The sequence below is a fragment of the Planctomyces sp. SH-PL14 genome (assembly GCF_001610835.1).
Taxonomy (GTDB): Bacteria; Planctomycetota; Planctomycetia; order Planctomycetales; family Planctomycetaceae; genus Planctomyces_A.
The window spans coordinates 5767591-5789247 of record NZ_CP011270.1 but is presented as its reverse complement, the minus strand read 5'-3'; the positions used below and the strand labels follow the sequence as shown (position 1 = coordinate 5789247).

Genomic DNA, 21657 nt, shown 5'->3' with positions numbered 1-21657 from the left:
TCCCCCTTGCCCGCCGGAGGCTGACCGTCGAGAGATGTCTGAAGGAGGGCGTGTCCAAACGCGGACACCGTGCCGTATGTCCCCTCACCCGAGACGCGGGGATTGCAAAGCCAGCGTGATTGGTTGAGGGAGTCCTCAACGCGGGGACCACAAAGGGGATATCCGTTGTGTCCCATGGTTCCTCAGGGAAGTGCCTCCGGCGGCAAGGGGGCGAGGCCCCCTTGACCCCAGCGGCCGTCGCACGTTGGGTTTGAGCTATCGAGCCGGGCCGGCAAGGACGCGGTTTGAGCCGGCGCGATCCGTATTCCCCCCCGCACTCCGTGATCCCGCCCGGGGTCACCTGAAGATTCCGCCGAGGCCATCCCCGGCCTCCGGCGGCGTGTCACTCACGGCGTGGTCCGCTCCCGCCCCGCGCGGGACGGCGCCGTGCCTTCCCCCCTGCCCTGCCCCCCCCCCGATGTGTGAGTCCTGCCGAATGAACCCCGCCCTTTTCCGCCGCCGTGGCTTTACGCTGATCGAGCTTCTCGTCGTCATCGCCATCATCGCCGTCCTGGTGGCGATGCTGCTCCCCGCCGTCCAGCAGGCGCGGGAAGCAGCGCGGCGGAGCGTCTGCTCGAACAACCTCAAGCAGATCGGCATCGCGCTCCACAACTACCACGAGACGAACTACGTCCTCCCGCCAGGCTACATCGACAACGACCCGCTGGCCGACACCCAGAACCGCAACCTCCTCGGCTGGGGAACATTCCTCCTCCCCTACGTCGACCAGGGAGCGCTGTTCGACAAGATCTCGGCCTCCGGCGCGTTCGACCGGTCGTGGCCGACCGTGGCCGCCATGACCACGGCCAGCGTCGCCAACCCCGTGCCCTACGCCCGGGTCGGCGTGCCGACGTTCCTCTGCCCGAGCGACCCCAATCCGCTCGGGGCGATCAACCAGAAGGTCTCGAACTTCGCCAAGTCGAACTACACGGGGGTCAGCGGCGGGAGCTACCGCCGCGATGCCTCGGGGACGCTGCCGACCGGCGCGATGTACGACAACTCGATGACGTCGTTCCCGGTCATCACGGACGGCCTCAGCAACGTCGCCATCATCGGCGAGCGGTGCTCCGTCGGCTCGCGGAACGCGACGATCTGGGTCGGGAACCCGACCGACGCCGCCTACTACACCCAGAACGCGATCATGGACTCCAGCGAGTACTACGCCCTCAACAAGGGGGGCGCGTGGAACTTCAGCAGCCCGCACTTCGGCGGGGTGCAGTTCGTCTTCGGCGACGGCTCCGTCCACTTCCTCTCGAACGACCTCGACCGCCGGACGTGCGGCTACCTGGGGGCCATCAAGGACGGCGCCATCGTGAAAGAGTTCTAAGCGGCTCTCCCGAACGCGGGGCCTCCCCTCCCGCCCTCCTCCGTTTCCCCTCTGGCCGCAGATCGGCCCACCGGCCCGCCCGCTCCCGTCCGCCCGCCCCCATCCGCCCGCTCCCCCCGCCGGAGCCGGGCGGCCTGATTCATTCTTTCAAAGGTTTTGCCCTCATGATCCCATCGCGTCGTCGTTCCCCCCGCCGGGGCTTCACCCTCATTGAGTTGCTGGTGGTCATTGCGATCATCGCGGTGCTCGTCGCCCTCCTGCTCCCGGCCGTCCAGCAGGCGCGGGAGGCGGCCCGCCGCAGCACCTGCCGGAACAACCTCAAGCAGATCGGCATCGCGTTCCACAGCTACCACGAGACGCACCTCGTCCTCCCGCCGTGCTATCTCGACAGCGACCCGATGTCGTCCGAGAGCCCTTCCGCGAACGACAGGAACCTGAACCTGCTCGGCTGGGGGACGTTCCTGCTCCCGCATCTCGACCAGATGAACCTGTACAACCAGATCGCCGGCTCGGGGGCCTTCAACCAGAACTGGACGACCGTCGCCGCGATGACGACGGCGAGCGCGACGGTCCCGGCTCCGTATGCCAAGACCACCATCGCGACGTTCCTCTGCCCGACCGACCCGAACCCGATGGGGGCGATCAACGCCAACGTCTCGAACTACGCCAAGTCGAACTACACGGCCAACGGCGGCAGCACCTACCGGCGGAACGCCGCCGGGAGCCTGCCGACCGGGCCGATGTACGACAACTCCCGCGTCTCGTTCCAGACGATCACCGACGGCCTGAGCAACGTGGCGCTCGTCGGCGAGCGGGGTTCGCTGGGTGAGAAGTACGCCACGATCTGGGCGGGGAATCCTTCGGACGGCTGGTACTACACGCAGAACGCCGTGATGGCGACGAACCCGTACTACGGAATCAACTGGCCGGAGGGTCACTGGAACTTCAGCAGCGCCCACACGGGCGGGGCCCACTTCCTGCTGGTCGACGGCTCGGTCCACTTCCTGGCGAACGAGATCGACCTCAACACGTATTCGTACCTCGGCGGCATCGCCGATGGGAAGCCGGTCAAGGAGTTCTGAGCGGTGCGTCCGCAACGAAGGGGGACGGTCTGTGTCGGCCGTCCCCCGGGTCTCGTTCTTTCCTCACGGTTCATTGTCTCCGTTTCGTCTTCGTTCATCGTTTCCAGGTTCGTGATTCGCCATGAAGTTCTCACTCGTTCTCCTGTTCGTTCTGGTTCTGTGTACCGGATGCTCCAAGCCTCCCGAGCCGGTCTCGACGCTGGTCCCTGTTGCGGCTGACCAGTTGATCCCGACGCTGAAGGACATTGCCAGGACGGGGGAGTTTGAGGGGAAGCTCAACAGCCTGACCGCGGGGCTGGAGGAGAAGGGTCTGATGGACCAGGCGGTGGCGGTGCAGAGTTTTTCGCGGCTGACGCCGGCGGAGGTGAAGAAGGCGGCGGCCGATCTGGTGAAGCAGTTGGAGAAGCGGGCCAAGTCGGCATCGTGATCACCGGGTCCAGGGGCACTCTGGTGGGGAGTGCAGAGGGGCCTGTGTTGTTTTCTTGGCCCTTTGCCCGCCGGAGGCCTGGCCGTCGAGAGTTGTCTGAAGGAGGCCGTGTCCAAGCGCGGACACGGTGCCGGATGCCCCCTTATCACCTCTTGAGAATTGCAGACCCAGCGGCATCGCGTGAGGGAGTTCTCAGCGCCGGTTCCACAAAACGGTCGTCCGTTGTGTACCACGGTTCCTCACAGGAGTGCCTCCGGCGGCAAGGGGTTGCCCCCTTGACCCCGGCTCGCCTTGGCACATTGGGTCTGCGCGATCGAGTCGCGCCGGCATGGACGCGGTTCGAGCTTCGGTTCGCTTCGCCCACCCCCTAAACTGAAGGGAACGATACCCCCGCTTCCGGAGCCCTTCATGCCTGACCCCCCGCCCACACAGATTGGGCCGGAGAAGGCACCAGACGACTTCGTCGATCTCCCGGTGCCGCCGGGCTACGAAATCCTCGCCGAACTCGGACGCGGCGGAATGGGGGTCGTCTATCGGGCTCGCGACCTCGCCTCCGATCGCACCGTCGCCCTCAAACTCGTCCGCAGCGGGCCCCTCGCCGGGCCACAGGAACGGGCCCGCTTCCGACTCGAAGCGGACGCCGCCGCCCGACTCAGCCACCCGGGCATTGTCTCCGTCCACGACATCGGAGCCCATCAGGGCTCGCCGTTCCTCGTCATGGAACTGATCGACGGCGGCAGCCTCCATCAGCTCACGGGGGGCGACCCGCAACCCGCCCGGTCCGCGGCCCGGCTCATCCAGGCGCTGGCCCTGGCGATCCAGCACGCGCACGACCTCCAGATCATCCACCGCGACCTCAAGCCGGCCAACGTCCTCCTCGCCCGGCTGACGGAGCTGTCTCCCTCCCGCGGCCCGAACGACGAACACGATTCCGCCCTCGACCAGTTCCACCCCAAGATCGCCGACTTCGGACTGGCGAAGCGGCTCGACGCCGAAGAGACCGCCCTGACGCAGGACGGCGCGGTCCTGGGGACCGCGAGCTACATGGCCCCCGAACAGGCGGCCGGGCGGGTGCAGGAAGTGGGACCGGCGGCCGACCTCTACTCGCTGGGGGCCATCCTGTACGAGCTCCTCTGCGGACGGCCGCCGTTCCGCGGGGACTCGTGGAACCGGACGGTCGAGCAGGTCCTGAACGAGGAGCCGCTCCCGCCGAGCCGCTGGAAGGGGGACGTCCCCCGCGACCTCGAGTCGATCTGCCTGAAGTGCCTCGAGAAGGATCCGCTGGGGCGGTATGCGAGCGCCGGCGAACTGGCGGCGGACCTGGAGCGGTTTCTGGACGGACGGGAGATTGCGGCGGTGCCGCTCGACGAGCAGGAGCGGCTGCGGCGGCTGGCGGCCCGCGACGGGGTGCGGCTGGTGGCGGAGATTGGCCGTGGTCCCGGGAGCACGGTGTACCGCGCGCTGCAGGGACCGCTGCAGCAGATGGTGGCGGTGAAGGTGTTTGCCGCCGAGGAGCGGAGGGAGGCGGGAGAGGGCGAGCCGGATCGCGAGGCGTGGGAGAGTCGATTCCGACAGAGCGCGGAGGCGTGGTCGGTCCTCTCGCATCCGCAGGTCGTGCTGCCGCAGCGGTCCGGGTGGTGGGACCGGCGGCGGTACGTGGTGCTGGATCATGCGCCGAACGGGAGCCTGATGTCGCTGGTGTCGGCGGCGCGGCGGCCGGTGCGGCAGGTGGTGGAGATCCTGCTGCAGCTGACCGAGATTGTCGGCTACCTGCATCGGCAGGGGGTGGTGCACGGGAACCTGAAGGCGTCGAACGTGCTGCTGGCGGCGGGGGAGATTCCGCGGATCACGGACTTTCATCCGATGGGAGGGATGGCGGGCCGCGGGGAGACGGCATGCGGGGAAGCGAGCGAGGGGGAAGAGGGGTCCGAGGCGGCCGCGATTTATTCGGCCGGCGCGCTCGCGCCGGAGCGGCTGGGCGATCCGGCGCGGCCGTTGGGGTTGGGGGCGGACGTTTACGGGTTGGGGGTGGTGTTGTACGAGCTGGTGGCGGGGCGGCCGCCGTTTGTGGGGGGGACGGTGTCGGAGACGATGGCGCGGGTGCGTGAGGAGTTGCCGGGTCCGCCTTCGGCGTTCGGGCGGGAGGTTCCGGTGGAGTTGGACCGGATTTGTCTGCGGTGTTTGTTGAAGGTACCGGCGCGGCGGTTTGCGAGGGTGTATGAGTTGCAGACGCGGTTGGAGCGGTTGGCGTGTGAGCTGTAGTGGTGGCTGGAAGGATTGATGCTGCTCACCCCATCCCTCACCGGGTCCAGGGGCACCCTGGTCAGGGGATGCAAGGGGGAGAATCCCCCTTGCCCGCCGGAGGCCCTCTCGTCGAGAGATGTCTGAAGGAGGCCGTGTCCAAACGCGGACACAATGCCGTATGCCCCGTCACCAACCCGCGGGGATTGCAAAGCGAGCGGTGAATCCTCAACGCCGCTTCACCGCCTCAAGCCTTGCTCTTCTTCGCGGCAAGCGTCTTCAGCGCCATCGCCTTCTGGTGCGTCTCGTAAATCCCCTCCTCTCCCTCCCGGACCGGGGTACGCTCAATCGCCGGGATCGCGCGGGGGTCGCCAAGCTTCTTCAGCGCTTCCATCGCGGGGCCGCGGGCGGTCTCGTCCTCCAGAAGAGAGACCAGCGTCTCGAACACCTCCGGAGACTTCTTGAACCGCGAGAGATGGACGATCAGCTTCTGCCGCGCGCTCCCCACCCGCGGGTCCCGGCACACCGCAAGGCACTCCTCCAGATGATCCTTCGGCGCGATCGCATAGATTGCGTTCCCCGCCGCCCACAGGCAGTTCTGCTCACGCACGAGCGATTCTGAGGAGAACAGCCCCAGGATCTCGCCGACCGCGGCCGTCAACCCCTTGCGCGACAGCGCCCGGACCACCATCTCCAGCCCCGCTTCATCACGAAGCGTCTTCAGCCCCTTCGTCAGCGCCGGCGCATAGGTCTCGAAGTGGTCGGGAGGAATCTCGCTGTTGACGAGGATATTGACCGGATGCGGGTCGGCATGCCGCCAGAGCCACGTCCTGGGATCGGCGGCGTCGAACTCCCTCCTGGCGGGATCGAAATCGCCCCAGCGGTCCAGAGCGAACAACTCCTCTCCGAGCGCCTTCCAGGCGGAACGGTTCATTCGGGGCCCTCGTCACCTGAGTTGCACGCCGGGCTGCGCATCGGCCGGGCGCGTCGCTCAACACTGTAACTCTCTCGCTTCCGCAAGATGAGCCGCCGGAGACGCTTCATGAAGAACCGCGGCAAACGACGGACGTCCGCTTTATGGGGCTGGCCGCCGGCGGCGTTTTCGTTCCGGCCCGTGGGACGCGACGCGCGTCCGCCTCAAGGGGGGCCGTCTCGATGCGGAAGAGTCTTTCGTCCCTGCCGGGACTGTGCGGTTGGCGCGTGGACCGAGCCCCCCCTTGAAAGGGTGGGCTATTCTCGGCCGTCCCTGCGGGACTTCCTCGCGGGCAAGACCGGTGTCGAAGCGAGGAACGCCGTTGGAGTCCACGCTTCAGCGTGTCCCGCTGGACGCGATCTGTTCGAAGACCGTCCATGCTGGGCTCCAACGGGACTCCAGCACCCTTCACTACTCGCTTTGCATCCCCGCGGGTTGGTGGGGGGGGCATACGGCACGTGGACCGCGCTTGGACACGGCCTCCTTCAGACATCTCTCGACGAGAGGGCCTCCGGCGGGCAAGGGGCATTCTGCCCCCTGCACCCCCTGACCAGGGTCCCCCTGGACCCGGCTCTTGGGCCGCCACCCGACTCGCGTCAGCAAAACGCGATCCACTCTCTTCCTCGACCTTCCGCCTTCAGCCTTCCGCCTCCCCCTCCCCGCATTGCGTGACTTTCCCCAGCCGATGCGCGAACCTGTCGAGCGGCTGACCATCGTGCCCGCTGGAAACCGCCTCATGCGTCTGCTTGCCCTGCTCATCCTGTTCGCCAGCACCACTGCCCAGCTCCGCGCCGCGGACACAGCGGAGGTCATCGTCTACGGCGCCACTCCCGGTGGGATCGCCGCCACCATCAGCGCCGCGCGTCAGGGCTGCCGCGTCCTCCTCCTCGATTCCGAGCGGCACCTCGGCGGACTCGTCACCAGCGGGCTCTCGCACACCGACTTTCATTCGTTTGAAAGCCTCACCGGCCTCTTCCTGGAATTCGCCGGGCGCGTGGAAGCGACCTACCGCGAGACCTACGGCCCTGACTCTCCCCAGGTCCGCGACTCCTTCCGCGGCACGTTCGGCGAGCCGCGCACCAATGAGGTCGTCTTCCTGAACTTTCTGCACGAGTTCCCCCATGTCCGCTTCGACGTCAGAGGGCGGCTCGTCGACGTCACGATGTCGAGCAAGACCGGACCGCGGCGGATCACCGCCATCACGGTGCTGGACGAGGACGGGAACCGCGAGACCTTGACGGCCCGGCAGTTCATCGACGCCACCTATGAAGGAGACCTGATGGCCGCGGCCGGAGTCCCGTGGCGCGCCGGCCGCGAGGGACAGGAGGAGTACAACGAGTCGCTCGCCCCGATGAAGGCGGACGGCGAGCTCCAGGCGTACAACTTCCGCTGGATCATGACAAAGGATCCCGCCCGACGGGTGACGCCCGCCGCCCCACCGGGCTACCGCCGCGAGGACTTTGCCGGCGTGATCGACGTGTTGAAGTCGGGGAAGATCGAGCGGGTCTTCGGCTATCCCCGCGGCTGCATCTTCAAGGCCCAGACCCCTCCGCTCCCGAACGGCAAGTACGACATCAACGACGTCTCGACGGGACTGATCCGGCTCTCGCTCCCCGGCCAGAACCTCGGCTGGCCGGACGGCGACGCGGCGACCCGGGCGAAGATCTTTGAGGCCCACCGCCGCGACCAGGAAGGGCTGCTGTACTTCCTCCAGAACGACGAGGCGGTCCCGGAGCCGTTCCGCAGCGAGGCCCGCGAATGGGGCTGGTGCCGGGACGAGTTTCACCGGACGAACCACCTGCCGCCGCAGCTCTACGTCCGCGAGGCGCGGCGGATGGTGGGACAGCGGGTCTTCACGCAGCGCGACAGCGAGCACGCCCCGGGCGACGCCCGCGCGGTCCTGCACACGGACGCCATCGCGATGGGGGACTACGGGAACAACTGCCACGGCACGCATCACGAGGGGCCGCGGTTCGGCGGCCTGCATGGCGGCGAGTTCTACAACCCGGTCCCGCCCTACCAGATTCCGTACGGAACGCTCGTCCCCAAGGAGGTCGAGAACCTGCTGGTGCCGGTTGCGGCCTCGTCGTCGCATGTCGGGTTCTGCGCCCTGCGGCTGGAGCCGATCTGGATGTCGCTCGGCCAGGCGGCGGGCCACGCGGCGGGGCTGGCGGTTGAGAAGAGCGGACCGGTGCAGTCGGTCGACATCGGCGCGCTGCAGCGGGTGCTGCACTCGCACGGCTCGGCGACGATCTACGTCTCGGACGTCCTGCCGGGACACGCGGACTTCGCCGCGGTCCAGTGGTGGGGAACGGTCGGCGGCCTGCATGGCCTGGAGCCGATGCCCAAGAAGCCGGGCCAGCGGGGCCCGAAGCTCCACGGCCAGTACTACGAAGCGACTCCCGGCCACGCCGCCCAGCTCGACCGGCCGCTCGAAGCCGCGGTCGCCGACCGGTGGACGGCGCTCGCCCGCGAGCGCACGTTGCCGACGGATGGCCTCCCCGCCGCAAACGGCACGACGACCCGCGGCGACTGGATCCGGACCGCGTACCGGCTGGCGTTCCCCCCCAAGCCCAAGCCGTCTCCGCAGCCTTTGAACCTGAACTCCTCTCAGCCTCGTTGAGAGCGGGCGCGGCCTTCGACCGCGTCCCGGTTTCCCTCTCCCGTCTTCCGACTCCGCAGGACATCGCCCGCATGCTCCGCATCCGTCTTTCGTCCGCCTGTCTCGCACTCGTGGCGATGAGCGTCTCCGTCCTTTCGGCCGCGGAGCCGGTCGGGGACCGGACGGTCGTCGAGAAGACGCCGGGGCTCGTCGGGTTCTGGACCTTCGGCGAAGAGGCGGGACAGCCGCGGGTGTCGTCGGGGACGAAGGAACGCCATCCGCTGCAGGAGGTGTCGGGACCGGTCGCCCGCGTCGAGGGGGGGCCGTACTCCGGCTACGCGGCGGAGTTCAACGGGCGGCAGTATCTGAAGATCCCGTACGCCGAGACGGGGGACCTCAACATCGCCGGGCCGGACGCGCAGGTCAGCCTGTTCGCGGTCGTGCGGATCGTGGACCTCAAGCAGAGCCGGACGATCGCCGGGATGTGGAGCGAGGGGAAGGGAGCCAACGACGACACCGGGACGCGGCAGTATTCGCTGCTGATGAACATGCCGACCTACGGCGGACCAAACAAGCTGACGCCGCACATCTCGAGCGAAGGGGGCGTGACGCGCCGCGCGGACGGCTCGGCGTTCCCGTGGTGCTGCGACTACGCCGCCTCCGCCCACGACGTCCCGACGGAGACGTGGTGCACGCTGGGATTCACCTACGACGCGAAGTCCATCCGGGCCTACATCAACGGCGAGCTGGACGAGCAGCCGCTCGACCCGAAGAAGCACAAGCGGACCGACCGCTACTTCACGGAGGAAGGTCCCGACGGCAAGGACCGCGGGCTGAACCCGTACTACCACGGGCGGGGGATCTTCCGCTACGACGCGGAGAAGCACGCGGCGACGAAGCCCGGAGGGGGATCGGACTTCACGGTCGGGGCGCGGTACGCGGTCGGCTCGTTCACCGGAGAGGCGACGAAGGGCCGGTTCGGCGGCCTGGCAGTCTTCAACCGGGCGATCACGGACAAGGAGATGCGGGCCCTGCACAGCTCGGCGGGGGTGGAGAAGTTGAACGGGCGGTGAGTGGTGCGCTTCGGGCGGGCCGCATCACCCGGTCACGCCGCCGAGAGCGGGATGCCCGGTTTCGAAGACTCGGGCCAGCGTGCGTCGCTCAGACTCCCCGGACGTCCGGTCACCGGCGACACGTCCTCAGCGAACCTCGGCGGTCGACTTTCTGGTCGTCCACTGGGGCAGGTCGATCGGCCGGAGGACGTTTTCGGGGGTCAGCTCCTGGCGCGAGGCGATGTTGATTGACCGCTCGATGTCGTCGGCGGGGGCCGTGAGGGGGCCGGGGAGGTTCTGAATTCTCGCATGGGCGTGTTCCGTGCCGGCGAGGAGCATTGAGGCGTCCCCGCGGAGGGCGAGGCCGATCACCTGACCGTCGTGCCAGCCGACCGGGCCGATCCGCCGGCCGTCCTGCAGGTTCCAGAGCCGGACGCCGCTGTCGAAACAGCCGGTCGCCAGGAACCGGCCGTCCGCCGAGAAGACGACGCGGTTGACCGGGCTCGCGTGCTGCAGCGGGGCCCGGATCTCCCGGCGGGTCTCGACGTCCCAGAACCGGACCAGGTTCTCGAAGCTGCCGGTGGCGAGGCGGCGGCCGTCGGGGCTGAAGGCGAGGTCGTAGCCCCGGTCCGCGATTTCGATCGGCTGCCCCGAGCGCTCTCCGGTCCGGCCGTTCCAGAAGCGGATGCGGTTGTCCTCGCAGATGGTGACGAACAGATCGCCGTGCGGCTGGAAGGCAGCCCCCCAGACGCGGGTCGGGTGCGACATCACGGCGCCGATCGGCTCCCCCGTCTCGGCGGACCAGAGACGGGCGGTGTTGTCGTGGCTGGAGGTCCCGACCCGCTCGCCGTCGGGACTGAAGACCGCCGCGACGATCAGGCCGCCGTGCTGAAGCGGCTTGCCGACGGGCTGGCGGGGCTCCAGGGAAAAGACCTGCGTCCGGCCAGAGCGCGAGCCGGTCACGAACCGCGTTCCATCGGGGGAGAACTGGGCGTTGTACTCCGGCCCGTTCGGAATGAGCGGCCCGGCTTCGCGGCGAGTCGCGGTGTCGAAGACATAGCCGTCCGAGATCCCCCAGCGGCCGTCCGGCGAGAATCCCAGGCCGCTCGCCGAAGCCGCGGCCTCCTTCTTGTCCGGAAAGACCAGCCCGTCGAGGTCCTCCGCGAGATTCCAGATCCACGTCGCCGGCTCGACTCCCGCCAGGAGGATCTGCCGGCCGTCCGGACGAAACGCCGCGCCGTAGGTGTCGCCGGGGGAAACGACCAGCTGTCCGCGGGACCCTCCGGTGGCGGCGTCCCACAGGTAGCCGCGGTCGCGGGCGGTGCTGAGGAGCTGCCGGCCATCCGGACTGAAGCGGACCTCCTGGCAGGTCCCCAGGTGCTTCATCGGCGGGCTCGTCGGCTGGGAGGTCTGCCGGTCCCACAGACGGGCGGTGGCGTCCCAGCTCCCGGTCGCGACGTGCGTCTCGTCCGGGCTGATGTCGACGGCGACGATGCGGAACCGCTGCCGGAGCTCGCCGCCGACGGCCGCCCCGGTTTCGGCGTCCCAGACCTGCGCCCAGCCCGAGCCCCGCGCGTGGCCGGCCCGGATGCCGCCGGTCACGATCCACTTCCCGCTCCGGGAGAGGGCGAGCGCGAAGATTCCCCCGTTGGTGTCGAACGTCGGCCCGGTCGGCTGGAGCGCCGCGATGTCCCAGAAGCGGACGCCCCCCTTCTGCTGGCTCTCCGTGCCGACGAGGATCGTCTTCCCCGACGGGTGGTAGGCGATGCAGGTGACCGCGTGCTCCGCGCGGATCGGCGGGGTCGCTTCCCGGCCGGTCTCGACATCCCAGAACCGGACCGTCCTGTCATCGGCGCAGGAGGCGATCTGCGTCCCGTCCGGGCTGAAGGCGATGCGGCGGATGAACACCTCGTGCGGCGTCGCCGACGTGGCGAGCAGCGTCCCGTCGACGCGAAAGATCCGGACGAAGCCGTCCATGCCGCCGGTCGCGAACCGCTTGCCGTCGGGATGGAACAGCGCGGCTCGGGACTGGGCTGGCTGGGGGATCGACCGCTCGACGGTGTGCATGCGGGGGAACCAGGCCCCCAGGTTGGCGCGGATCGTCCCTTCGAGGACCTCGGAGTCCGCGGGGAGGAGCTTGAGACCGCGGGTCATCCACAGGAGGCCGGCCGGGATCTGCCCCTGGTCGCACAGCTCGCGGCCGGTGTCGAGATAGCTCTCCGCCAGCCGCCGTTCCGCCACCAGCCGCGCCGCGACCGCTTCCCCCTTGGCGGCGGTCGCCTGCTTCTCCGCCTCCTGGGCTTCCAGCCGCGCGTCGCGTTCGCGGATCGAGTTCCGCTGGGCCTGCTGGTTGGCGTCCTTCTCGCTCTCCGCGAGGTTCTTCATCTGCACGGCGACGGTCGACGAGATCACGGCGGCGGCGGTGAGGACCGTCGCGAGCAGTCCCACGAGCGAGGCGACGACCGGGTTGCGGCGGCACCAGCGGGCCAGCCGCTCCAGGCCGCCGACGGGACGGGCGCTGATCGGGCGGCCGTCGAGGAACCGGACGAGGTCCGCCCGCAGCTCCCCGGCGGAGCCGTACCGCCGCCGGGGGTCCTTGTGGAGCGACTTGAGGCAGATCGTGTCGAGGTCCTGCGGGATGGCGGCGTTGAGGAGCCGCGGCGCGACCGGCTCCTGATGGACGACGAGCCGCAGGATCTCCATCAGCGACGGCGCCTGGAACGGCGGCCGCCCCGTGAGCGCGGCGTAGAGCACCGCCCCCAGGGCGTAGACGTCGACGAGCGGCCCCTGCTCCTGGATCTTTCCCTCGGCCTGTTCGGGGGCCATGTAGCTGGGCGTGCCGAGGATGTCGCCGCTCTGCGTGAGCCCTTCGCCCCCCTCCATCCGCTTCGCGAGGCCGAAGTCGGTCACCTTCGGGTGTCCGGCGGCGTCGAGGAGGATGTTCTGCGGCTTGAGGTCGCGATGGACGATCCCCCGCACGTGGGCGAACTGGACGGCGTCGGCGACGTGGCTCAGGAGGGCCGCCGCTTCGCGGGGGGGGAGCGGCCCCTTCTTGAGGCGGTCGTGGAGGCTCTGGCCGTCGACATAGGCCATCGAGAAGAAGTGCTGGCTGCCGCGCTGGCCGACTTCGTAGATCGGGACGATGCCGGAGTGGTCGAGTCCCGCCGCCGCTTCCGCCTCCGCGTAGAACCGCCGGATGTTCGACTCCGAGGCGAGCTGCCCGGCCAGAATCATCTTGAGCGCGACGGTCCGGTTCAGTCCTTTCTGCCGCGCGCGGTACACGACCCCCATGCCGCCGCGGGCGATCTCGCCGAGGATCTCGTAGTCGCCGAACTCGCGGGGGCGGTCCGGCGCGTAGGGGTGCTCGCGGCCGCCGCTCCCGGGATCTCCTCCCACGATCGTGGCGGCGTCGGACTGGGACGGAGCGAACGACTGCGTGGCATCGCCGGACTCGCGGGGGCGGGTGCGGGTGCGGGTCGATCCGGACGGCGGTTCGCGGTTCGCGGCCGGGGGACTGGCCCCGCCGATGAGCGTGGCCGTGTCGGACTCGGGCGGAGCATAGGACTGCGTGACGTCGCCGGGGCCGGCGTTGGCGAAGGTCTTCGCGAGATCGCTGCGGAACTGGGGGAAGCGGCGCTCGTAGTCCCGGGACGAGAGGACTGTGCCGGCTTCACGGGCGAGGGCGATCTCGCGGGAGAGCAGCCGCCAGAGCTGGTCCGAGGGGAGGGGCGGGTTGCCGAGTTCGGCGAGGAGGCTTTCGACGGAGTCTCTGCGGCCGGATCTCCAGCTGGCGACGAGTCGGGCCTCGAGGCGGTCGAGGTCGCTGGAGGAGGAGGGAGAGTCGTGCATGTGCCCGGTGTGGAGCGAAGGAGGCGGGTGTCGATATCGCCGGGGGCGATGATATTCGCAGTGGGCGGCTGGGTGCAGCCCGGGTCCCGCGGGACCGACGCGGTGGCTCGAACAAAGTCCTTGCCGGCGCGACATTGCCCGCTCAAACCCAACGTGCCACGGCAGCCTGGGGTCAAGGGGGTCTCACCCCCTTGCCGCCGGAGGCCTCTTCCATGAGGAACCGTGGGACACAACGGACGCCCCCTTTGTGTCACCGGCTATGAGGGCTCTCTCAACCCAGACCGCGAGCTTTGCAATACCCGCGGGTTGGTGAGGGGGCATACGACACGGTGTCCGCGTTTGGACAGGTGCTCCTTCAGACATCTCTCGACGAGAGGGCCTCCGGCGGGCAAAGGGCCCCATAAAACAACACAGGCCCCTCTGCACTCCCCACCAGGGGGACCCCCTGGACCCGGCTAGGGGCGCAATGCCGGATCAACATCCCGCGAACGCACCGGCTTGCACGCCCTCCACGACACGGCATTCACCCTTCCGCCTCTTTCTCAGGAAAGTCCCCACATCTCTGTCGATTTCCCCACTCCCCCGTCGTCGCTTGAATGAGCCAGCCAACCGGACACACCCGGCAGCCCGGCCGCCCCCTCAGCGCAAAGCCCCACAGGAGATCGCCATGCGGAAAGTCCTCGCCTCCCTCTTCCTCAGCCTCGACGGCGTCATGCAGGCACCCGGCGGACCGGACGAAGACCCCTCCGGAGGCTTTGAGCTCGGCGGATGGATCGCCCCGCACGCGGACGAGACGACCGGCGCCGCCATCGGCGAGCTCTTCTCCGAACCCTTCGATCTCCTCCTCGGCCGCAGAACGTACGACATCTTCGCGCGGTACTGGCCAGGCCTCGACGCCGATTCCGCCGAGCAGCCGCTCCCCGAAATGACCCTCAACATCGCCCGCCTGTTCAACCGCGCAACCAAGTAGGTCGCCACGCACTCTCCCGAGACACTCGCCTGGCAGAACAGCCGCGGACTGGGGACCGACGTTCCCGCCGCGGTCCGCCAGCTCCGGCAGGAGGACGGACCGAACCTCCTGATCCAGGGAAGCAGCCAGCTCATCCAGACACTCCTGGCCCACGGCCTGATCGACGAGCTGCGGCTGCTGATCTTTCCGGTGCTGCTGGGCCGTGGACGGCGGCTGTTCGGGACGGATGCGATCCCGGCGGCTCTCCGGCTGACCCGTTCGGCGACATCGGGAACCGGCGTGATCCTGGCGACATACGAACGGGCCGGGGAAGTCCCGACCGGTCTGGCGGGACGGTGAGTCGTCAGGGGCGGCGTTTGTCGTCGGAACCGCCGCCGCGAAGGCAGGACCTACGTGAGAGCGGCTCTACGTCGCGCCGCCGCGGAACCACCGCCATCCCGAGTCGATACTGTCGCCCAGTCCCCGGGGCCGACGTTTTCCATCGCTCCCATCGCCCGATGATCCGCAGTGCTGCCATGCCGGCGACGCTCCCCGTTCAACCGCGTATTGACACAAACTCTGCTCAGCCACAAGACTCCGGCGGATCAGTTTCGCTCATGGAGGGGGGAAGGGATGCAGTCGCTTAGGGATTCGTGGTGTTATACGCGCCGTCTTCAGCTCACGGTGGTGCTCATCACGTTCGCATGGATCGGGGCGTTGGCCTCTCCCTCGTGGGTTGCGGAAGGGAGTTCCGCCGACCGTCTGACCGACGCCGTCGCGTGGAGTTTCCTGTTCTCCGGAGTCGGACTGCGATTGTGGGCCACCTGTGCGATCGCCGGACGCAAGGGCTGGCGGCTGGTCACGGAGGGGCCGTATGCCTACTGCCGTAATCCGCTGTATGTCGGGACGTTCTGCCTTGGCATCGCGCTGGCTCTGCTGATCAAGAGTGCTCTGTTTGCGACGGTGGTCGGGTTCCTGATCCTGTTTTACGTCCTGGGGGTGGTCCCGGCGGAAGAGCGGTTCCTGCGAAGGAATCTGGGCGATGCGTACCTTCGCTATTGCCGCGACGTTCCGGCGTGGTTCCCGCGGTTCAACGCTCCGCTGGCGGCGGAGCCGGGTCTCCTCGACGTCCGCTGGTCGTCGCTCCGCGCCGAGACGTTGCAGTCGGCCTGCTGGTGCACGCTGGGTGTCCTGGCGGACGTGACGACGCAGATCCATCTGACGGACGTGCTGCCGAGCTTTGCGTATTTTGTCTGACGCGGCCGCCGCAAGTAGGACGCGCTGCCGGGCGCTCGCTCGAACACCGTCCTTGCCGGCGCAGCTCTGCTGGCTGAAACCCAATGTGCCATGGCCACTGGGGTCAAGGGAACGCCCTACGGCTTCGTCGCCGAGGGGCCGAGGTCGCGGAGGCGGGCGGCGCGGATCTGGACGTGGTCGCCGCCGCGGCTCAGTTCCTGAAAGCCGATGTGGCCCCGGCGGGGACGGTCGCGGAGGAACGGGGCCGGGGTGCCGTCGTGCCGGAGGACTTCCTGTTTCTGGTCGGCGAGGTCGAGGTCCTGAATCGTCTCGCCGTTAAGGATTGCCGTGAGCCGGTTCCCCTGGAGCGTGACGTCGTACGTGTTCCACTCCGTGGGACGATAGACCTGACGCCGCGGCTCGACCGCCCGGTAGAGGCCCCCCGTCAGCTCCGAGGGTCTGGCCTCTTCGTTGTACCGGAGGTCCGCCATCTGGAGCTCCATGCCGTCGAACGCCGGATCCCCTTTCAGCGGCGCGCGGAGGGCCAGGCCGCTGTTGCCGCGCTCGCCGAGCTTGAACTCGAACCGGAGCTGGAAGTTCTCGTACTCCCGCTCGCTCATGAGCCACGTCCCCCGCGGCTCGCTGCCGTGCAGGACGCCCTCTTTCACAGTCCACTCGACACCGGCGTCCGCCGCTTCGCCGACATCGTTCCACCGCCGGACGACCCAGCCCGGCGGAGGACCGTCCTTGGAGAACAGGTCCTCGAACATTGGCTCCGCGGCCAAGAGGGGTGCGGCGAGAACGAGACAGGCGAACGCGGCACGGAGGAGCATCGGACCGGGCCTCACGACGGGGCGGATCGAGCGCGGATCAAGCGGCGAGTATCCCGCCGCACCGGGCGGGAGTCCAGACGGGGTGCCTGCGGGGACGAGGCCGCGGGCATCGCTGCGCGCATCGACCGGGCGTCGGCGGCCGGCGACGGGTCTTGACGGTCGGGTCTCCGGGGTGCCCTTCCCTGACCCCGGTCGCGCGTGCCAGCTCCGCGCCGCTCCCCCTCACCGCGTTGCGTCGTACTCCGCCCAGAACTCCTCCGCCGTCTTGTCCGGGCGAAAGCCGCTGCGGGAGTCCTCCGCAAAACTCAGTCGCTCCAGCTCCGGAAAACCCCGCAGGAACTCGAACCCCGTCACGCCGGCCGGAAGCGTCAGCACGCGAAGCCTTCGGCTCTCCGCCAGCGGCGAGACGTCCGTGATCGGGCAGCGGTTGAACTTCGCCGACACCAGCGGCATCCCCCGCAGCGCCGAGATGTCCGTCACCTTCGTCAGGCTCAGATCCAGCTGCTGCAGAGGCATTCCCGCCAGCGGGCTGAGATCGCTGACCGGTGTGCGGAACAGTTCGAGCAGCGTCAGCCCCTTCCCCCGCAGCGGTCCCAGATCGGAGACCCCCGTGTGGTGGAGATTCAGCCCCTTGAGAGGGAGCGTCCGCAACGGCGAGAGGTCGGTGACCTTGGTGTATCCCAGCCCCAGGACCTCGATCGGCATCCCCTCGAGCACGTGGAGGTCCGTCAGATCGGCCCGCTCGAGATTCACGTCCCACCGCCCGGAGCTCAAGCGGCGCATCCACACCGGCCGGATCCCCGCCTCCCGGAACTTCCGGATCCAGCGGTACTCCTTCCAGAACTCCTCGACCGTCGTCTCCGGCTCGCCGCCGTTCAGCTGGAACGCCAGCAGCCGCAGCCGGGGATGGTCCCGCAGCGCGTCGATCCCCCCGGCCTGAACCGGTATGGAGAGCTTCTCGAGAGTCGTCATCTTCGCCAGCGGAGCGACGTCGGCCACGTTCACGGACTCGTCGAGATACAGCTCCCGGAGGGGAAGCTCCGTCAGCGGAGCGACGTCCTGGAAATGCGGGCAGAGACGCAGGTAGAGACGCTCGATCGACATCCCCCGCAGCGGACTGAAGTCGGTGACGGAGTCGGTCGAGAGGCTGAGCTTGTGCAGCTTCAAGTCCCGAAGCGGCGTCAGGTCGGAGAAGGGACAGCGATGCAGGTCGAGCTCGTGGAGCGGCATCCCGCGGAGGACCGAGAGGTCGCGGAGCGGCTGATTGGCGATGAAGAGCTTGTACCGCCCGGAGGGCAGCTTATCGAGCTGGAAGGTGATCCCCTTCTTCCGCAGGGCGGAGAACAGCGCCTGCTCCTGGTCCCACGCCTGCCAGAAGGTCTCCGCCGACCCGGTCGCCTCATAGCCCATCGCATGGATGATCTCCCCGCCGATCTTCCGCAGCCGGGGATGACCGCGGAGCGTGCCGATCGCTTCGTAGTCGTCCGGCGGGAGGCTCCGGTACCGCTCCGGCAGCATCACGTTTTCGAGCGTCGGGATCTCGGACAGGACCGCGTAGTGGCGGGCCTCGGTGCAGCCCCACAGGCACAGCTCCTTCAGGGGACGGCCGCGGAGGACCTCCAGGTCGTGCAGGCGGACAAACTGCAGGTAGCACTTCTCCAGCGGCAAGGTCGAGAGGGGGGAGAAGTCGTTCGCCGGCACCCACGAGAGATCGAGCGTCCGGATCGGCATCCCGATCAGCGGCGAGAGGTTCGTCACGCGGGTCCCCATCAGCATCAGCGACTCCAGGGGCATCCCGCGGAGCGGCTCCAGGTCGCTGATCGCCGCCTCGCGGCACTCGAGGACTTTCAGGTTCAGCCCGCGGAGCCCGGCGAGATCGGAGATCGCGGTCCGGCCCAGGCTCAGGCTCTCGAGCGTCCGCATCTCGCGGAGCGGGCCGAGGTCCGACACCTTGGTCGCGAACAGGCTCAGCTCGATCAGCTCCATCCCTTTCAGCGGCGAGAGATCGCTCAGCTCCCCGCACCGCGACAGCTTCAGCGTGGCCAGCGGAGCCCCGGCCAGCGGCGCCAGGTCGCGGACCTTCGTCCCGGAGAGGTCGAGCGCCAGCCGGCCGTCCTCCCGCACCGTGAGCCGCTGCTCCAGCGGCGTCTCGGCCGAGATCGGCAGGTCCCGCAGCCGCGCCAGCCAATACTGGACGAGGTGCCGCTTCTGCTCTCCCAGGAGCCGCGCCACCGGCATGATCTCCGCCGCCGGCCGCTGCTCCGCCTGCATGGCGACGTGGAGCTTCGCCAGACTCTCGTGTGACAGGGTCCCGTCGAGCCCCGGCTTCGCGGCGAGCAGCTCGTCGCAGAGCCTTGCCGACTCCGCCGCCCGCGTCAGATCGGGCCGGAGAAGGAGCGCCTGGCGGTAGACCGCCCCGGCGTCGGCGAGCCGGAACTGGCACTGCAGCAGGTCGGCCTTGGCGACGAGGTACTCCACCGCGTCGGGCCGCAGCGTCACGGCGTAGTCGAGCTTCTCGACCGCCTCGCGAAACTGCTCCCGCGCCGCCAGCGCGCGGGCCTGTTCGGCAAAGGCGGGCGCCGTCGCCCGGAGCTCGTCGAGCGCGGCCAGCGCCCGCCGCTCCTGCTTCATCGCCAGGGAGGCCGCCTGCTCCGCCTGCGCGGCCGCATGGTCCGCCCGCATCGCCTGCCAGAGACTCGCGGCCAGCCCGACGACGAGCGACAGGGCCAGTGCCGTGCCGGCCGTGAAGGCGAGCTTCTGACGCCGCCGCAGCTCCTCCGCCCGGACCTGGGCATCGACCTTGGCCAGCTCCGACTCCCGGAGCTTGACCTCGACCGAGTGCAGATACCCCGAGACCCGCGCGGCGAGCGTCCCGGCGTCCCGCGGGCGGTCCTTGGGGTCCAGCTCCAGGCAGTGCCGGGCCAGCGCGATCAGCTCGGCGTCCGCCCCGCAGGCGTCGAGCCGTCCCCAGCAGTCCGCCAGTTTCCCGTGCGAGGCCTGATGAAAGACCGCCCCCCCGTCGGTGCCGACGTACGGAGGCCGTCCGGTCAGGATCTCGCACAGGATCGCCCCCAGGCCGAAGACGTCGGCCCGCTCGTCGAGATGGTCGACCTCTCCGTGCGCCTGCTCCGGCGGCATGTAGGCGGGAGTCCCCATGACGCTCCCGACCACGGTCTGCGATCCCGGGGTCCCGAGCGTTCCCGGGAGGTCGCTCCCCCCGCTGCCGGCGCCGCTGCGGAGGGTCTGGATGAAGCTCGACCCTTCCTGCAGCGCCTGCGACTTCTTCTCGTCCGCGACGCCGCCGGCCTGGAGGACCTTCGCCAGTCCCCAGTCCATGACCTGCACTTCGCCGAACGCGCCGACCATGATGTTGGCCGGCTTGAGGTCCCGATGGATGACGCCGCGGGAATGGGCGTAGGCCATCGTCTGGCAGACCTGCTCGAAGATCCCCAGGAACCGCGTCCGATCGACGGCGGGGCTGGCGCGATGGGCCAGCAGCTTCGAGAGCGTCTCCCCCCGGACGAGCTTCATGGCGAAGAACGGGCGGCGATCGGGGAACTGCCCGAGCTCGTAGATCGGCGCGATCCCGGGATGCTGCAGCTGCCCGCCGATCTGCGCCTCCTCGACGAACCGCTGGATGACTTCCGGCTTGTCCTTGTGCTGGTCCAGCAGGACCTTGATCGCCAGGTCACGGCCCAGGTCCGTGTCGCGTCCCTTGAGGATCGCCCCCATTCCGCCGCGGGCGATCTCCCCCTGGAGCTGGTACCGGCTGCCGGAAGGACCGGGGGGCATCTCGGGGGACTTCGGCCGCACCATCGGATCGCGGCCGTCCGTCGATTCCCGGAGCGCGACCCGCGGCAGCTCGACCGTCCGGCCGAGGGAAATCAGGACGCTGTGGCCGACGTCGCCGAGCACGACCGCCGTGTCCGCGGGAACAGCCAGCCCCGCGTGGAGCGACGCATCGCGTTCGCGGGCCCCCGGCTCCTCCAGGATCGTCTCGGCCAGGTCCCCCGCGGGGCGGTCGAGAAAGCTCCCGGCCGCCTCGTGGGAGCGAAGCAGTTTTTCCACCTCGCCCCGCAGCTCCGGGTCCTCGCCGCAGGCCCCCTCCAGATACGCCGCCCGGGCCTCGGGCGACTCGAGCTCGAGCGCCGCGAGGAACAGCGTTTCGAGGTTGGGGTGACCGTCCGACATCGATCGCTCCCGACGCAAAGCCCGCCTGTCCGCGAATGCCAGTATCCCTCAGTGCGAAATCCGCCGCCGAATCCCCTCAGCAATCTTTTCCGTTTCCCCCACTCACCCGTCCTTCCGGATCTGCGCGTGGAGCCAGGCCCGGGCGAAGGTCCAGTGCCGCTCGGCGGTGGCGTGCGAGATCCCCATCGTCTCGGCCGCCTCCGGAATCGTCATGCCGACAAAGTAGCGGAGCTTCACGAGTTGCGCCTTCTCCGGCCAACGCTCTTCCAGCCGCCCGAGCGCCTCGTCGAGGTCCAGGAGTTCGTCCTCCCGTTCCCTCGCCCCCGGGTCGACGGTCTCCAGGTCGACCCGCCGCATCTGCCCGCCGTGCCGCTCGCTCCGTTTGCGGCGGGCGTTCTCGATCAGGATCCGCCGCATCGCCTCCGCCGCCGCCGCGAAGAAGTGTCCGCGGCTGTTCCAGTGCGGCGCCGCATCGGCATCGACGAGCCGCAGGTACGCCTCGTGAACGAGCATGGTCGGCTGGACGCTTTGCCCCGGCGGCTCCCGCAGCAGCCGGGCCGCCGCCAGCCGTCGCAGCTCGTCATAGACGAGGGGCAGCAGCTCCCCGGCGGCACGGCGGTCCCCCTGCTCGATCGACGACAGGATGCGGGTGACATCACTCATCGTGGGGGGGGACGGGAGGGGACCGGGACGACGGAGTGCGTCCGAAGCAGAATCGTTGCCGTCACGTCAAAGACATGCACCACGTTGCAGCCACATGCACCACGTTGCAGCCACGTGCAACTTACCCGTCCCCCCAAACCCAACGCCAGCCAGCCAGCGTCCCGCTGGACCGGGTGGCCGTGGCACGATGGGA

Annotated in this window: 12 protein-coding genes and 1 pseudogene; 8 read left to right on the top strand and 5 right to left on the bottom strand. The window is 69.1% G+C overall.

Annotated features, from left to right (window positions below):
• Positions 1-475: 475 nt before the first annotated feature.
• The 4 genes from VT03_RS22250 to VT03_RS22235 all read left to right on the top strand — a co-directional run bounded on the left by VT03_RS22250 (position 476) and on the right by VT03_RS22235 (position 5137).
• Positions 476-1366 carry a DUF1559 domain-containing protein gene (locus tag VT03_RS22250; protein ID WP_075095038.1) on the top strand — a complete coding sequence of 297 codons (891 nt, stop codon included), beginning with the start codon at positions 476-478 and terminating at the stop codon, positions 1364-1366.
• A 164-nt stretch (positions 1367-1530) separates the two neighbouring features.
• Positions 1531-2448: a DUF1559 domain-containing protein gene (locus VT03_RS22245; RefSeq protein ID WP_075095037.1), complete on the top strand. Its 918-nt coding sequence runs from the start codon at positions 1531-1533 to the stop codon at positions 2446-2448.
• Between the two features lie 121 nt (positions 2449-2569).
• A complete protein-coding gene (locus VT03_RS22240; RefSeq protein WP_075095036.1) occupies positions 2570-2875 on the top strand; it encodes a hypothetical protein in 306 nt (101 codons plus the stop codon).
• 408 nt (positions 2876-3283) lie between these two features.
• On the top strand, positions 3284-5137 hold the full coding sequence (locus tag VT03_RS22235) for a serine/threonine-protein kinase (RefSeq protein ID WP_075095035.1): 1854 nt from the start codon (positions 3284-3286) through the stop codon (positions 5135-5137).
• A 226-nt stretch (positions 5138-5363) separates the two neighbouring features.
• Here VT03_RS22235 and VT03_RS22230 read toward each other — a convergent pair whose 3' ends face one another.
• Positions 5364-6050: a HEAT repeat domain-containing protein gene (locus tag VT03_RS22230; RefSeq protein ID WP_075095034.1), complete on the bottom strand. Its 687-nt coding sequence runs from the start codon at positions 6048-6050 to the stop codon at positions 5364-5366.
• Positions 6051-6825: 775 nt separating this feature from the next.
• Here VT03_RS22230 and VT03_RS22225 point away from each other — a divergent pair.
• Together VT03_RS22225 and VT03_RS22220 are read left to right on the top strand one after the other, a co-directional pair.
• Positions 6826-8712 (top strand): FAD-dependent oxidoreductase, encoded by a 1887-nt coding sequence (locus tag VT03_RS22225; protein ID WP_075095033.1) that lies wholly within the window; start codon positions 6826-6828, stop codon positions 8710-8712.
• Positions 8713-8783: 71 nt separating this feature from the next.
• Positions 8784-9764: a hypothetical protein gene (locus VT03_RS22220; protein WP_075097230.1), complete on the top strand. Its 981-nt coding sequence runs from the start codon at positions 8784-8786 to the stop codon at positions 9762-9764.
• A 126-nt stretch (positions 9765-9890) separates the two neighbouring features.
• Here VT03_RS22220 and VT03_RS22215 read toward each other — a convergent pair whose 3' ends face one another.
• Entirely contained in the window at positions 9891-13592 is a 3702-nt protein-coding gene (locus tag VT03_RS22215) for a WD40 repeat domain-containing serine/threonine protein kinase (RefSeq protein ID WP_075095032.1), read from the bottom strand.
• A 667-nt stretch (positions 13593-14259) separates the two neighbouring features.
• Here VT03_RS22215 and VT03_RS35010 point away from each other — a divergent pair.
• Positions 14260-14901 (top strand): annotated as a pseudogene (locus tag VT03_RS35010) (dihydrofolate reductase family protein).
• A gap of 273 nt (positions 14902-15174) precedes the next feature.
• Positions 15175-15798: a methyltransferase family protein gene (locus VT03_RS22205; RefSeq protein WP_082846428.1), complete on the top strand. Its 624-nt coding sequence runs from the start codon at positions 15175-15177 to the stop codon at positions 15796-15798.
• A gap of 116 nt (positions 15799-15914) precedes the next feature.
• Here the strand turns inward: VT03_RS22205 and VT03_RS22200 are convergent, their stop codons facing one another.
• From VT03_RS22200 to VT03_RS22190, 3 genes are all read right to left on the bottom strand, one after another.
• Positions 15915-16610, bottom strand: coding sequence for a DUF1080 domain-containing protein (locus VT03_RS22200; protein WP_075095030.1), 696 nt, complete (start codon positions 16608-16610; stop codon positions 15915-15917).
• Between the two features lie 222 nt (positions 16611-16832).
• On the bottom strand, positions 16833-20801 hold the full coding sequence (locus tag VT03_RS22195) for a protein kinase domain-containing protein (RefSeq protein WP_075095029.1): 3969 nt from the start codon (positions 20799-20801) through the stop codon (positions 16833-16835).
• A 102-nt stretch (positions 20802-20903) separates the two neighbouring features.
• Positions 20904-21464 (bottom strand): ECF-type sigma factor, encoded by a 561-nt coding sequence (locus VT03_RS22190; protein WP_075095028.1) that lies wholly within the window; start codon positions 21462-21464, stop codon positions 20904-20906.
• Positions 21465-21657 lie beyond the last annotated feature (193 nt).

What these genes read in the sequence shown, in the direction of transcription:
- VT03_RS22230 (WP_075095034.1), bottom strand. Translation starts at nt 6,050, where the DNA reads ATGAACCGTTCCGCCTGGAAGGCGCTCGGAGAGGAGTTGTTCGCTCTG.
- VT03_RS22245 (WP_075095037.1), top strand. Translation starts at nt 1,531, where the DNA reads ATGATCCCATCGCGTCGTCGTTCCCCCCGCCGGGGCTTCACCCTCATT.
- VT03_RS22190 (WP_075095028.1), bottom strand. Translation starts at nt 21,464, where the DNA reads ATGAGTGATGTCACCCGCATCCTGTCGTCGATCGAGCAGGGGGACCGC.
- VT03_RS22205 (WP_082846428.1), top strand. Translation starts at nt 15,175, where the DNA reads ATGCAGTCGCTTAGGGATTCGTGGTGTTATACGCGCCGTCTTCAGCTC.
- VT03_RS22225 (WP_075095033.1), top strand. Translation starts at nt 6,826, where the DNA reads ATGCGTCTGCTTGCCCTGCTCATCCTGTTCGCCAGCACCACTGCCCAG.
- VT03_RS22195 (WP_075095029.1), bottom strand. Translation starts at nt 20,801, where the DNA reads ATGTCGGACGGTCACCCCAACCTCGAAACGCTGTTCCTCGCGGCGCTC.
- VT03_RS22250 (WP_075095038.1), top strand. Translation starts at nt 476, where the DNA reads ATGAACCCCGCCCTTTTCCGCCGCCGTGGCTTTACGCTGATCGAGCTT.
- VT03_RS22200 (WP_075095030.1), bottom strand. Translation starts at nt 16,610, where the DNA reads ATGCTCCTCCGTGCCGCGTTCGCCTGTCTCGTTCTCGCCGCACCCCTC.
- VT03_RS22215 (WP_075095032.1), bottom strand. Translation starts at nt 13,592, where the DNA reads ATGCACGACTCTCCCTCCTCCTCCAGCGACCTCGACCGCCTCGAGGCC.
- VT03_RS22220 (WP_075097230.1), top strand. Translation starts at nt 8,784, where the DNA reads ATGCTCCGCATCCGTCTTTCGTCCGCCTGTCTCGCACTCGTGGCGATG.
- VT03_RS22240 (WP_075095036.1), top strand. Translation starts at nt 2,570, where the DNA reads ATGAAGTTCTCACTCGTTCTCCTGTTCGTTCTGGTTCTGTGTACCGGA.
- VT03_RS22235 (WP_075095035.1), top strand. Translation starts at nt 3,284, where the DNA reads ATGCCTGACCCCCCGCCCACACAGATTGGGCCGGAGAAGGCACCAGAC.